Annotated in this window: 9 protein-coding genes; 5 read left to right on the forward strand and 4 right to left on the reverse strand. The window is 39.9% G+C overall.

What is annotated here, in order from left to right; all coding sequences use genetic code 11:
* Nucleotides 1-23: 23 nt before the first annotated feature.
* Nucleotides 24-917, forward strand: coding sequence for a lysophospholipid acyltransferase family protein (locus C7972_RS22375; protein ID WP_110358394.1), 894 nt, complete (start codon nucleotides 24-26; stop codon nucleotides 915-917).
* Between the two features lie 78 nt (nucleotides 918-995).
* Here the strand turns inward: C7972_RS22375 and C7972_RS22380 are convergent, their stop codons facing one another.
* From C7972_RS22380 to C7972_RS22390, 3 genes are read right to left on the reverse strand one after another with little or no spacing between them, the layout of a single operon-like run.
* Nucleotides 996-1769 carry a creatininase family protein gene (locus tag C7972_RS22380; protein WP_110358395.1) on the reverse strand — a complete coding sequence of 258 codons (774 nt, stop codon included), beginning with the start codon at nucleotides 1767-1769 and terminating at the stop codon, nucleotides 996-998.
* Between the two features lie 50 nt (nucleotides 1770-1819).
* Complete coding sequence (locus C7972_RS22385) at nucleotides 1820-2701, reverse strand: phytanoyl-CoA dioxygenase family protein (RefSeq protein ID WP_110358396.1); 882 nt, start codon at nucleotides 2699-2701, stop codon at nucleotides 1820-1822.
* A gap of 17 nt (nucleotides 2702-2718) precedes the next feature.
* Nucleotides 2719-3843: an exo-alpha-sialidase gene (locus C7972_RS22390; protein WP_110358397.1), complete on the reverse strand. Its 1125-nt coding sequence runs from the start codon at nucleotides 3841-3843 to the stop codon at nucleotides 2719-2721.
* Between the two features lie 272 nt (nucleotides 3844-4115).
* On the opposite strand from C7972_RS22390, the gene C7972_RS22395 reads away from it, so the two are divergent.
* Complete coding sequence (locus C7972_RS22395; RefSeq protein WP_110358398.1) at nucleotides 4116-4616, forward strand: hypothetical protein; 501 nt, start codon at nucleotides 4116-4118, stop codon at nucleotides 4614-4616.
* A gap of 320 nt (nucleotides 4617-4936) precedes the next feature.
* Here C7972_RS22395 and C7972_RS22400 read toward each other — a convergent pair whose 3' ends face one another.
* On the reverse strand, nucleotides 4937-6469 hold the full coding sequence (locus C7972_RS22400) for a prolyl oligopeptidase family serine peptidase (RefSeq protein ID WP_258364928.1): 1533 nt from the start codon (nucleotides 6467-6469) through the stop codon (nucleotides 4937-4939).
* A 684-nt stretch (nucleotides 6470-7153) separates the two neighbouring features.
* Here C7972_RS22400 and C7972_RS22405 point away from each other — a divergent pair.
* The 3 genes from C7972_RS22405 to C7972_RS22415 all read left to right on the forward strand — a co-directional run bounded on the left by C7972_RS22405 (nucleotide 7154) and on the right by C7972_RS22415 (nucleotide 13236).
* The gene (locus tag C7972_RS22405; RefSeq protein WP_220020942.1) at nucleotides 7154-10126 is read left to right on the forward strand and encodes a TonB-dependent receptor; all 2973 of its coding nucleotides are present in this window, start codon (nucleotides 7154-7156) and stop codon (nucleotides 10124-10126) included.
* A gap of 17 nt (nucleotides 10127-10143) precedes the next feature.
* Nucleotides 10144-11886 (forward strand): RagB/SusD family nutrient uptake outer membrane protein, encoded by a 1743-nt coding sequence (locus C7972_RS22410; RefSeq protein ID WP_110358400.1) that lies wholly within the window; start codon nucleotides 10144-10146, stop codon nucleotides 11884-11886.
* Nucleotides 11887-12216: 330 nt separating this feature from the next.
* Nucleotides 12217-13236, forward strand: a complete 1020-nt coding sequence (locus C7972_RS22415; protein WP_110358401.1) for a LacI family DNA-binding transcriptional regulator — start codon at nucleotides 12217-12219, stop codon at nucleotides 13234-13236.
* The last annotated feature ends 737 nt before the right edge of the window (nucleotides 13237-13973 follow it).

Genomic DNA, 13973 nt, shown 5'->3' on the forward strand with positions numbered 1-13973 from the left:
GGAATACTTAAATCAAAAACAGGATGAAATACCTCTCAAGAATTAAATTTCTTCCATTTTATGCCATTTCCCTACTTCCGATGTGGGCTCTATATATGGTCTCGGACTTTATGTATTTTGTGGTGTACCATTTAGTGGGTTATCGAAAAAAGGTGGTGTTCAGTAATTTAAGGAATTCCTTTCCCACTAAAAGTGATGATGAAATAAAACGGATAGCCAAAGATTTTTACAGGCATTTCTGTGATATTGTTTTGGAATCCTTTAAAAGGTTGACGATAGGGGAGAAGACCATAAACAAACGGTTGCTCATTAAGAATCCGGAACTCATCCAGCAATATGTGAATGAGGACCGAAGTATTCTAATGTACACAGGTCACCAGGGCAATTGGGAATGGTTGGTGTTCCTGCCCTTGATATTTCCCTATAGTTCCAATACATTTTACAAACCGATTAAAAACAAATATTTTGAAGAACTGTTCAAAAATATGCGGGAAAGGTTTGGGGTAAATTGTGTGGAATCGGACAAGGGATTTAGGACGATTATAGATAATCATCAGAAGAAAGTACTTACCTTAAATTGTATGATCGGCGATCAAAGTCCAACTAAAAAGAGTTCCAAATATTGGTATAATTTTCTAAATCAGGAAACTGCCTTTTTTGTTGGTGCCGATAAGATTGCCAAGAAAACAGATCAGGTCGTCCTATTCCCATTCTTCAAAAAATTGAAAAGGGGATATTACGAATTGGAATTCAGGATCATCGAGGATCACCCACAGATTAGGAACAATTTTGAGATATTGGAAAAATATGCCCAACAATTGGAGCAGGCCATTATCAGTGCTCCCGAGTTGTGGTTGTGGAGCCATAGGCGGTGGAAATTAAAAAAGGAGGACTTTCCCATTGTGGATACATTGTAACATGTTACTAAATAGGATGGTCCCTTAATGGCTGTGTTCTTTGGAATAAAGTATTACTGGTTTAAAATTAATTTTTCATTATTCATACATATCATTTACGTCCGTATGGTGTAATTCATAAAAGAATTCAGAAATAGCATCGGTGACCGCCATAAAAAATTGCTTTCCATTTTTAGATGTGGCCATTTTTGGATTTCCCACACCAGTATCTTTGGTTACTGTGGTCCATTTTCGCTGCGCAGATACCCATCCTTCCTTTAAACCTTTTATTTTGAAAGTTTTGGCATCTCCATCACCAGCTTGGTCCAAAGGCAAGACCAAATTTGGGGTTAGGTGCATTGCAACGGCTGTTTCCAATTCCCCGGCATGATCACCAGGCTCATCAAAATAGTCGCCCGCCTTGGCAGCCTGCCACCAATTTAGGGAGCAAACAAAGACAGTGGGGTATCTTAAGCTCAGTTCTCTAATAATTTGCTTGAAATTATTACCTCCGTGTCCGTTTACAATGACCAATTTGCGAATATTATTGGCCTCCAGGACTTGAACCAAATCTTTTAACACGGCCATTTGAGTACTGGGATTCATGTTTATACACAGATCAACATCCATTTGACCCGTATTTACACCAAAAGGAATAGTGGGTAGAACAATAGTCTTGGCACCTAGTGACCAAGCTTTTTCTGCCGAAGTAATGGCAGCGTTTTCTGCCAAAATGTTATCCGTGGCATATGGCAAGTGGTAATTGTGGGCCTCAGTAGCACCCCAAGGTAGTACGGCCACGGTGTACTCCTGTGTCTTTACATTTTTCCAATTTGTTTCTGCCAAAACGTAGGGTCGTGGGCTAGACTTCATAATTTGATTGCTAAAGGTTTGATGGGCATTTTATCATTGAACATATAGCGTTATTTTCCGGAATATAGTTTTGGAAAGAATTTACCTTCCATTTTATTGCCTTTGGGTACTCTGGGAACTCCTGCCAAAAGTTCATCGTCCGTATTGCTAACCGTACCATCGGCAAATACGTTAAGGACAAATGCCCGTCTGCTTCTTTCCGACTTGTTTTCATAGGAGCCATGTACCATTAAGGGGTGATGAAAGGTGGCATGCCCCTTTTTTAATTCGATAGGGGTTGGCTTAAATTGCTCTTTTTGTTCCGGGCTAAGATATTTCATTAGTCCGTCCATATCACCGGCCAATGACGGCGCATCCAGAAGGCCCCATTTTTGGCTTTTGGGGATGTAATGCAGGCAGCCGTTTTCTGTGGTGGCATCATCCAGGCCCGTCCAGCAGGTAAGATGTTGCATGGCTATGGTTCTTGTCCAATAGGAGTAGTCCTGATGCCAGGCCACTACGCCGCCGTGGAGTGCCGGTTTGCAGAATAATTGGTCGTGCCAAAACCTAACGGATTTATTTTCCAATAATTGATGTGCGGCCATTGTAAAAGCTGGATTCCACAATACATCGTGAAACCCTGGAGTTATACGCCAATGTCCCAGGGAATGGAACAAGACAGAATTTGGGTCTTGGGATTCATTACTGTGAAATTCATAAAATAAATCACGTGCAGTATGATTTGGGTCCATTATTTCTGCCAATTCCTGGTTTAACAAATCTACCTGCCATTCCTCCAAAAGTTTTATGCCGGAAACATAGCCAAATTCGTGAAAGTGGGCCAGCTGTTCATCTGATAATTTGTATTGTTCCCATTCCTCAACTGTTTTGGGCTGTTGAAACATATCCGAGACAGGACTATGCCTATCTGCCAAATCTTTTATTACTGACATAAATATGGTGTTAAATGTTATTTATTAGGTTTTTTGTATGCATCTTTTCCATCGGTCAACCATTTCAATGAAAAGCTTACAAAGGCATTTTCGGTATGGTCGTCCTTTTCAAAAAACAGACCAATATCACCATTGTCCAATATGGTCATTGATGAATAAGCCGAATCGCCCTCATAAATTGTTTTTCCTTCGGACCAGGTTTTGCCCTCGTCATAACTTATTCTAACAGTCATGTTAACACGGTCTTTATCACTTTTGGCATTGGAGAACAACAATCTATTTTTGTTAAAACCATCTGCCTTGTCAGTAAAACGAATAATACTGGCGTTACATCCAGGGTCGATCAAAAGAGGTTCCTCCCTTGTTGTCCAGGAGTAGCCTTGGTCCTGGGATATGTGGATATGACGAATACCAGTGTTATTGGACCTTGAATTTACCATCCAGCTGCCATCGGCAAGTTCCACGATTTTTGATTCATCTGCAGGGAAAAGCGGGGAATCTCTAAAAAACCAAGTTTTACCATGGTCATTGCTGCCAAAAACACGTAACCCGCTATTTAGGTTTACCATGCAGTGGAGTAGTACACCCGATCGGGTCTGTATGCCACGACCTGAAGTGATAAACTTAAAATCGTTGTGCCATTCCTGTTTCGCAATTTGTGGGGTAATATCTTCCGGCATGCTCCACGTCTTTCCGTTGTCCTTACTTTTTATAACATGTAGGTAATATACGTCCTCCTCATTGTCCAAATCCATAAAGTTATAAAACATAAATATTTCCTTGGTAATATTGTCCACGATCATAGAGGGGTCGGAGGCTGATTTTCCTAGTGGGTAATCCACTATTTTTTCGATATCCGACCAGGTTTTGCCATTGTCTTTGCTTCTTCGAATTACAATGTTGATATCCTTGTTCCCTTTCAAATCGGCACAAGAAGGTACCCGTTCATCCATAGCTACAATCAGGTCGCCGTTGGGAGCGGTGGCCAACGCGGGAATACGGTAGCAGGAGACCTTGGGGTCATTGGAGGAGTTAAACAAATCCAGGGAAGTTATAACTCCCTCTGCAATTTGGAAATTACTGTTCTGCCCATATAAAGAGGCAACAACAAAAAGATATAATATAGTGGTTATTACTTTCATGAAAGGGATCACTTGGTTAAAGGCCAAACTAATTGGACGAATAATTAATCCCTTAAAGATATTTTGAAAATATCACATTTGCTAATTTGGTTATTGCATCCCGGTTTTTGTGACTTTTATAAACCGATTGATGGTTCTAAATGGGGGCAAATTTATTTGAGGTTGATTACAAATAGGTTTTCCCACAACCATTTTTGCAGCTTTTACAACAAAAATGAGGTCTGATCTAGGGAAGATTCTAGATTTATACCAACCAATAAAAACCAACAATTATGAAAAAAGTGCTTATAACCTTTGTTTTTGCTCTCCTAGGATTGGGCTTGTTTGCCCAAAAAGGCATGAAACTGGGAATCCATGGCGGTCTGCCTTTAAATGAATTCCAGGAAGAACTTAGTCTTGTCGCGGGAGTGGACCTTGGATATAGATGGGGATTAAGTGAAATTATAGATCTAGGGCTAATGGTGGGGTTTGTAAATGGATTTCCTGAAAAATACGATAGGGACCTGTTTGCAGAGGATCTGCCCAATATTCAATTTATGCCACTGGCAGCTTCCGTTAGATTTTGGACATCCAATTCGTTCTCTATTGGGGGCGACGTTGGTCAGGCTATCGGAATTAACGAGGGGAATGATGGTGGTTTGTACTATAGGCCAACTATAGGTTATTTAATGGGGGCCCAAACGGAAGTTAATTTTTCCTATACCGGTATCGAATTGGACGGTGCTACTTGGTCTACCCTTACCCTTGGGGTACTCTATACTTTCGATTTTTAAAGACTTATCTTCAATGACAGCCCAAAGGGAATGGTTGCTTTAATTGCACGAAAATTGGCCCCTTCATAGTAATATGGGCTATACACTATGGTTAAGTTAGTGTTACCAGTTTCCCTCTGAGCATAAACCTAAAGCTTATTGCCCGCCCATAGGTGCCTTTTAGGTACGGGTGCTTTTTGATTTTTCTTTTTTTGTCCAAAGTTAAAATTGAATATTTCCCTAATGGGTGATTTTTGGTTTAGCGACTTGATAAATATGCCCAGACCATGGAATTTGGCCCTGAAATCTACATTTCATCTAGGTGTCGTTAGTGGCTGGCATTATTCCGTCAATTGTTTAAGTTTATCAATTGCATGTTGATTTTCGGGATTTAACTCCAATGATTTCTTGAAGTTGGCAATGGCATTTTTATCATCTTGATTATAAAGATAAGCTAGGGCCAAACTATCGTATAAGTTCGCCGATTTTGGATAGATATGTACAGCTAATAAAAATACTTTTATACCTTGCTCCATCTTTCCGGCGTTAAATGATAATTGAATACCGAGCTTGTTCAGCATACCTTCTTCAAGTTTAAGTGATGGATGTTTCGCTACTGTTTTTTCATATAAAGGGATCAAATCCCGATGCCCCTGATTGAGTGCCAATTCCTTGAAATCATTATGATCAAACTCTTTTGTAAGTGATTTTTTCATTTTTTTCGAAACCAGGGTTTTCGAAATACCATTTTTATCGGGGCTATTTTCAATGAATTCCTTTGCGCTCTCCTCATTTTTCAAAGTAGCGTTTAAAAATTGCAGGGTGTGTTGTGATAGAAGTTTGTAGGAGGCCATAATTTTATCATCACTTTTATCCTGTCTTTTATCTCTGTATGAAAATAAAACACCAATAGTGCCAAAATGGGAATGTGTTAAGTCGTGGAATTTATAACTGTAGACATTGCCAAAGTGTATGGAATCGTACAGCTGGAATTTATAATTTAATTCGGCAGGTATATTATCACTGCTAAGAACCTCTTCTGGAATATCTTTTTGAGCAAAATGAATATAGGGAATATTAAATCTATCTAAGTTAAAGTAAGGTGATTTATTTAGTAGAGGGTAATTATATCTTTCAGTTCCATCCAAGCTCACCAATGCACTTATTTTTTTATTCTTCATAACCGTTAAAACATTGGATAGTCCGCCAAAACTATAACCCATAAGTGCTATTCTATCGAAGTCTATAAATTCGTATTTATGAATTTCTTTTAAAAGAAATTCTATATCTCTAGATTGTGTTTCCATATCTTTTGCCGTTCCTCCTTCCAACCATCTTGTTTCTGTTCCTCTTGAAGGGCTGGATATCACTACGTAGCCATTACTTGCCAAATATTCGAATAATGCAAAATTTTCAATTGACGAGGCTTGATAGCTTGGTGCATAAACTACGACCGGAAATTTTCCTTCTAAAAAATGGGCATTCCACAAAGCATTTACGGTTTCGGACAAATGGACTCTATTTTGAGGAGTATCCCCTAATTCAGGAAACCAATCCAATAGTAACTCGTTTGGCAGGTTTTTCGATTCTTCCTCTTCTTTTAAAACCTCCAAATACTCCAAAACTGTTAGATGATTGGAATTGCTATTTTTTTTAATGGTTGGATACCAAATACTAATTGGAATCGGCCTATATATGAGTTGATTATTAAAGTCATTTTCAATTTGATAAAGTCTTGTGCTATCGATTGTTCCATAATGCTTAAAACCTACATTATACTCTCCGTTTTTCAGGTTTATTTTTTTTAATGATGTCTGTCCTTTTGCAAAGCATACTTGAAAAAGAACTAAGATTACTATAATTATTGTTCTCATTGTTTTGGTACTGGCATTCATTTTAAAGATGCGATAATTCACTGATTGTTACAGGTGTTTTTTTAGCTTCCAGCAAACGTACCAATAAAGCGAATACAGTTTGCTGCCTAAGAATTACTCCCAAGCTGATGCTTAAGAAATCGTTACTGTAAATACTGTAGAATGAACTATATAGTGGTAAAAAGTATAGATTTCAGCAGTGATTATTATGCAAATCCAATGCTTTCCTATACCTCTATATGTTATTCAATAAAGAGTTCGTGCAGCAAATCCAGGCCATTGTTATTAAAACGTCAAGCTAAGGTAAAATCATAAAATCGGCTCATTTTCGTAACTGTATTTATATAGTTTTGCCCTGAACAACCAAGTGTTAATTAATCGGTAGTGTAATTGTAGGTCTTTGGCAATGGGCCCTTGTGTTCTTTTTTTTGGGGATGTAGGGAGCAGGGTTTTTATTAAAAATAAGGGATTCTGATCTTAATTTATTTTTGGAGGCTCGTTTTAAAATCGGTCTGTCCTTCAATCAGGTAAATTGTATTTGGATTAGGGATACCTTACTGTAAGAAATTTCTGCCCAACCCCCGATATGCAAACCTTTGCATTGCAATTTAGAGTCTAATAATTCCGATATCGTTAATTAAGTGTTAATTTGGTTATGACAAAACTAATTTAAACCATAAAAATATGAAGAAACTGAAATTTTTGATGTTTGCCATTATGATGGGCATTTCAGCAACGTCATGGGCGCAGACCACGGTTAGCGGTACGGTGTCCGATGAACAGAACGTTCCTTTGCCAGGTGCCACAGTGCTGGAAAAGGGAACGAAGAATGGAACAACGACCGATTTCGATGGGAATTTTACCATACAAGTATCGGATGCAAACGCAGTACTTGCGGTGTCTTTTTTGGGATATGCGACCAATGAGATTCCTTTAAACGGGCAGACCAATGTGAGTGTAGCTTTGCAGGAAGACTCATCTTTATTGGACGAGGTGGTCGTAGTTGGTTACGGCGTTCAAAAGAAGTCCGATGTAACCGGATCTATAGCTTCTGTTAAAAGTGAAGATTTTAATAAAGGCGTAGTGGCCAACCCTGGACAGTTATTGCAAGGTAAAGTCTCCGGTGTGAATGTAACTTCCGTTAGCGGGGAGCCAGGGGCATCACAGAACATTATTATCCGTGGATTGGGAAGTTTGCGATCAGGAACTACACCACTCTTTGTTATAGATGGTTTTGTAATAGATAATAGTGGTACCGGCGTGGCCTCAAATCCGCTAAACTTTATCAACCCTCAGGATATTGCCTCAATGGATGTTCTTAAGGATGCTTCGGCTGCTGCCATTTACGGAGCACGTGCGGCCAATGGAGTTATCGTTATTACTACTAAGAAAGGAAAGGATGGTAAATCTGAAATGAATTTATCCGTTTCTACAGCAATGGCCACTTTGGCCAATAAAATGGACGTCTTCAGTGCCGATGAATTTAGACAGCAGGTTCCTGCAGTAGGAGGAGTTTTGTTGGATGGCGGTGCTGCTACGGATTGGCAGGATGAATTGACTAGAACTGCCATTTCAAAGAATGTTAACTTTGCCATGAGCGGTGGGGCTGCAGATAAATTTTCCTATTATGTCTCCACTGGGGTAGATGATCAAAAAGGGATTTTTAATACCAGTTCCTTAAAACGATACTCAGGAAGGGTCAATCTGACCCAGAAAGCATTGGACGGACGTTTTAATGTTGATTTAAATCTAACGGCTTCAAGAACTGTGAATGATAGACCGAATATTGGTGACATGACGGTGGATATGCTTCAATTGAACCCTACGATACCTGTTTATACGAACGGAGAGCCTACTTTGTTCGATGACAGGTTAAATCCTATTGTCCGTAACAAGATTTATAGCGATGTTTCCAATAGCAACCGTATCTTGGCGAATATCGCCCCTTCTTTGGAAATTTTCGATGGGCTGACGTATAGGGCGAATCTCGGGGTAGATTACTCGGCAACCGATAGGGATGTACAGACAAATCCGTATCCCATATTGGAAAGTTTGGTGGAGGGTACTCTTAGCTCATATTATACCAACAATAGGAACTCCTTGATAGAGAATACCTTAACCTATACTTATAATGAGGACGTACATAATTTCACTTTGCTTGCAGGGCATTCCTATCAAGAAATTTATGTTCAGCAAAAACGATTTGATCTTAGAGGGTTTGCTACCAATGATATAGATCCTAAATTTCAGGATCAGATCAGTAGTCAAGAGAATCCTACCAGCCTTAACAGCTATGCCTATAAGAATGAACTTCAGTCTTTCTTTGGTAGGCTTAATTATGGGTATGCGGACAAATATCTTTTAACGGCCACCATGCGTGCCGACGGTTCCTCAAAATTTGGTGCCAACAATAAATACGGATATTTTCCATCTGTTGCCTTGGGCTGGAATATTAGTAAGGAAGATATATTGGCCGAAAGTGATATTGTCAATAATTTAAAGCTCCGTGCCAGTTGGGGTCAAACAGGTAATCAGGAAGGGATTGATAATAAGGTTAGTCTAGCAAGTTACATAGACAGTAAGGCAGATAATGATACCTATCCTCTTGATCCAAATGCCAGTACTATAGATGACTATCCTTTTGGTACGGTTCCCGCCAGAACGGCCAACCCTGATCTTAAATGGGAAGTTTCTACCCAGACCAACATTGGATTGGATTTTGGTCTCTTCAATAGTAAGTTGACAGGTACCTTGGATTATTTTCACAAAGTTACCAGTGATGTAGTACTGTTGGCCAATAGAATAGATCCGATACAGCCTACCCCAAAAATTTGGACCAATATTCCTGATATGGAAATTATCAATTCAGGAATTGAATTTGCTTTGGATTATAGAATATTACTTGGGCAGGACTTTATGTTTAATTTGGGAGGTAATATGAGTTTTACGGATAATAAAGTTGAAAACTCCCAATTTGAAGTGATTACTACAGGTGCTGCCCAAGGAGCTGGGCAAACTGGGGCCACTATTAATGGATACCTGAACAACGAACCTGTGGGTGCTTTCTATATGAAGGAATTTATGGGTATTGGAGCCGATGGCCTAAATCAATACAGGGATGTTAACGGAGATGGTGAGATTTTGGATAACGACCGTATCGTAGTGGGAAGCGCCCTGCCGGATGTCATCTATGCCTTCTATTTCAAATTCAATTATAAAGATTTTGATTTAGGACTTAACTTTAATGGTGTCTCGGGCAATAAGATATATAACCACACGGCTATGTCCCTTTTCTCAAGAGGGCAGTTGAGCAGAAACTTGAACGCTACCGATTTTGCTGTGGAATTCTCCAACGAGGATAACAGCAACTCCAATGAAGTGTCCACACGCTATTTAGAAGATGGTAGTTTCCTCCGCTTAAACAATGCCACCTTAGGGTATAACTTAAAACCGCAAGACCTGGGCTTGGGAGATTTGATAAGCAATGTCCGATTTACATTAACGGGCCAGAACTTATTTGTACTTACTGATTATTCCGGATTTGATCCCGAGATCAACACAGGAAGTACTATAGACGGTATTCAAACTTTTGGGATAGACCGATTTACTTATCCATCTCCAAGAACATTGCTTTTTGGCTTAAACGTATCATTCTAATAAAAAAATGCTTAGTAATGAAAAATAAATTTATAATTACAATATTGGTGTATTGTTCCTTGTTGAACTGGAACTGTACGGACCTGGAAGAGGAATTATTCGATGAAACCCTAACGGGAGCACAAGCCGAAGTAATTAGTGGAGCAATTGCACCTGCCTACGGCTATGTTTCATGGACCTGGAGACATACCAATTACTATGGACTTCAGCTTATTTCCTCGGATGAGGCTATTCTTCCCTACAGAGGGGGAACCGACTGGTTTGACGGTGGTAAATTCTTAGCCACACATTCGCATACCTACACTCCGAGTAATGATTTGATTTCCAGTAGCTGGAATGAGCTGACTACCAATATTTCCAGAACATTGGCGGCCATTGAGGTGTTGACGCCCTTGGCAGATGAAGGCAATGTGGAAGCAGCGGGCGCCTTATACGAAATGAAAGCGCTTAGGGCCTACTTGAACATGTTGATGCTGGATAGTTGGGGTATGGTCTTAAAAAAGGAAGCATCCAATGAACTTTCAGAGGTCTTAAGGACTCAGGACGCCATAGATTATATACAAAATGAATTATTGTCTGTGGTAGATGTCATTAACAAGGACAAAGGACCGGGAAGAATGACCCAAGCTGCAGTTTGGGGGTTATTGGCCAGAATTCATTTGAATGCCGCTGTGTATAGAGACCCATACGGAACGCCAAACTTTACGGATGCGGATATGGATAAGGTTATAGAATACACAAATAATATTATCAATTCAGGGGACTTTGCATTGTCGCCGGAATATTTCGATCTTTTCAATGACGATAACAATAGTAACTCCGAGCTCATATTTGCCTTGGATCAACGAGGGGTGTTGAAAAATGAGGAAAGCCGTTGGTCTTATTGGTCTATTGCCGGATCGGTATGGGGGAGATTGGAATATCCTAGCTCTGACGGTACAGATGGCCCAGCGATAACCTCGGATTTCTATCAGACTTGGGTAGAAGCCTATGATGATGTGGATCCTGCTGAGGCAGACGCCAGATTCTATCAGCAAAACCAACAGATTCCAGCAGAGTTAATGGATTTAACAGGGCTTTCGCCTTTGAATGATGAAGATCATTATTATTGTGCCGATGTAGCTACTTATGAAATGAACAGAGGTATTTTACGAGGGGTACAATGGGGGCCAAGAAAGGATTCTGGCGGTTCCTTTATTACCTGCGATGATGGGGTAAGAATCTATCCTGTTAAACAAATTAAAGGAAATGGCCCGGACAGGGATGTAGGTTATGTTAATCATACCGAGCAAATTGATTTTACCAATGAAGGTTCGTTGCACAACACTGGATATAGAGTTGCCAAATACCAATTTAGTAGAACTTCCAACAACGCCAATAATTTTAGCAGTATAGATCTTGTAATGATGCGTTTAGGGGAAATTTACTTGATGCGCGCAGAAGCAAAATTGAGGAAAAACGATACTGGAGGAGCCTTGGCGGATGTGAACCTTGTGAGGGCATCCAGGACATCGCGCCCAGATCAAACCCCTGAGGCTTTAAATTCTATTGATTTGGATGTTATGTTCCGTGAACGTGGTTTTGAATTGTATTGGGAAGGCTTTAGAAGGGGCGACCAAATACGTTTTGGTAAATACGAGGATTCTTGGACCGAAAAGACGGATTCCGATGTAAACAAGCGATTGTTTCCTATACCACAAAGTGCAGTTGATGCAGCTTCGGGTATTGATGGTTTCCTTCAGCAGAACCCAGGTTATTAATAAAATATAATAGATCTGATTTTAATTTGGGGCGGACAATTAATTGTCCGCCCCAATCTTTTGTGGCATTTGGATGCGGTTGTAATTGGTGACAAAAATCCAGGGGCAATTTCCCTTTTAACGGTACTTTCATCTATCTTTCCACTTTATTCATCTTGTGTTCCACATATCTGGTCCGTGTAAATTTTTTATTGTATTTTGTCTAAAATGTTCAATTCCATAATTTGTACTTTTAATGGTGATTTTTGTAGGTTGGAGCCCGCCGTGGCTACATTTTATAATCAATGTGAATATGATAAGGGAAGTAAGGATTGTAAATAGAGGCTTATTATGAAGAAGGGGCGCGTTACCATTAAAGACATAGCACGTGAGCTGAATATAGCACCCTCAACTGTTTCCAGGGCCTTGAACGATCACCCAGCTATTAAAAAAGAAACCAAGGATGCAGTAAAGGCATTGGCAGAAGCATTGGACTATCAACCAAATCTCTTGGCCTTAAATCTTTTGCAAAAAAAATCCAATACTATTGGGGTCATTGTACCAGAAATTACGGGACACTTTTTTTCGGCAATAATTACCGGTATTCAGGATGTAATTGTTGACTCGGAATACAATATTATGATTTGCCTGTCCAATGAATCTTACGAAGAAGAGATGACCATTGTAAAGAGGTTGTCCAAAATCCAGATAGATGGGGTCCTGGTAGCACCTTCATCCGAGACCAAGAATTTCGATCATTTCCGCAGGCTTCAAAAGAGTGGTATTCCCGTAGTGGTTTTTGATAGGGATTGTCCAGGATTGGAGGCGGACAAGGTGTTGGTAGATGATTATTTTGGAGCTTTTCAGGCCGTTGAATATCTCATTGGTACTGGCTGTAAAAACATAGCACACCTTGGAGGCCCTTTAAACCTAAGTACCACCGAACAAAGGCTTCAGGGGTATCTGGATGCTCTTGAGAAGAATGGAATCCCTATAAATGAGGATTATATTGTTCATGTGCCGGGGTTTTCACATAAAGATGGCGCAAAGGCCACAAAAAAAATATTGGAACTCAAGGAGCGTCCCAATGCAATCTTCGCCTACAATGATAATATTGCCATTTCGGCCATGCATATCGCCAAAAAAATGGGTTTGAAAATTCCGGAAGACGTCTCCGTTTTGGGATTTGATGATGAACCCCATTCTTTATTTATCACCCCTGCCTTATCCACTGTTTGGCAACCGGTTTACAGTATGGGAATGCTCTCTGCCAGAATTTTATTGAGTCATTTAAAGAACAAGAATAACATTTTGGAGTTTAGAAAGGAAGTCTTTAAACCGGAACTGGTTATCAGGGCTTCTTCCAATTGATTTGATGCTTATAAGAAATACAGACACTTACTAGGGAGGTAACCTTCATAAAATAATCGATAATATGGTTTTATGGGGCACTTCACGGATCAATCTCAAAAGTTGTGTGTGAATTGGCAGGGAAAACGCAGCAATTGGTCAAGATTCAAAGAAGGATAGCCGAGAGTATAGAATCTAGAAACTGGATCGCATTTTAGTTAAAATTCAAGGTAAGTCCAGTCAAGTATCCAACATCTGCTTTAATATCCAGACCATCGCGTTATGCGGTAAGTAAAAAGCTCCTTCCCTTGGTTAAGGGAAGGTGGATTCTCCGACCAAAGGAGGAGAATACGGAAGGGATTGAAAAATGTAGCATTCTTCCTTCATAGACCGACCACAATTTTTGCATAAACACAACAATTGTTCCTGATCCTATATGGATCAATCCTAAAAGTTGTGTGTGAATTAAAAAAGATATAGTTTACTATCTCAAGTTTGTGTCCTGTTCATTTTTTGCATCGCCCAAATGCGCAGCATTCATGAATACCATTAAAAATCAATAGACCAGCCGATTAATAAAAAACGACCAGGGCCGAATAACCAAGGTAAGATGTACCTTGGTTAGGAGGAGCCAGCTGTAGCCATGGCCAAGCTGATTTTAATTTTCTTTAAATCTACGCACTTTCCACGGCCCCGGCGTCCAGGCCGCTTTCACTTGGGTGAAATGCTCTATGGACGCCTTCCACCTTCCAATGTGA

Source organism: Arenibacter sp. ARW7G5Y1, assembly GCF_003201775.1.
GTDB lineage: Bacteria > Bacteroidota > Bacteroidia > Flavobacteriales > Flavobacteriaceae > Arenibacter.

Coding starts and splice junctions, on each gene's coding strand:
- C7972_RS22375 (WP_110358394.1), top strand. CDS start 24: ATGAAATACCTCTCAAGAATTAAATTTCTTCCATTTTATGCCATTTCC.
- C7972_RS22380 (WP_110358395.1), bottom strand. CDS start 1,769: ATGAAGTCTAGCCCACGACCCTACGTTTTGGCAGAAACAAATTGGAAA.
- C7972_RS22385 (WP_110358396.1), bottom strand. CDS start 2,701: ATGTCAGTAATAAAAGATTTGGCAGATAGGCATAGTCCTGTCTCGGAT.
- C7972_RS22390 (WP_110358397.1), bottom strand. CDS start 3,843: ATGAAAGTAATAACCACTATATTATATCTTTTTGTTGTTGCCTCTTTA.
- C7972_RS22395 (WP_110358398.1), top strand. CDS start 4,116: ATGAAAAAAGTGCTTATAACCTTTGTTTTTGCTCTCCTAGGATTGGGC.
- C7972_RS22400 (WP_258364928.1), bottom strand. CDS start 6,469: ATGAGAACAATAATTATAGTAATCTTAGTTCTTTTTCAAGTATGCTTT.
- C7972_RS22405 (WP_220020942.1), top strand. CDS start 7,154: ATGAAGAAACTGAAATTTTTGATGTTTGCCATTATGATGGGCATTTCA.
- C7972_RS22410 (WP_110358400.1), top strand. CDS start 10,144: ATGAAAAATAAATTTATAATTACAATATTGGTGTATTGTTCCTTGTTG.
- C7972_RS22415 (WP_110358401.1), top strand. CDS start 12,217: ATGAAGAAGGGGCGCGTTACCATTAAAGACATAGCACGTGAGCTGAAT.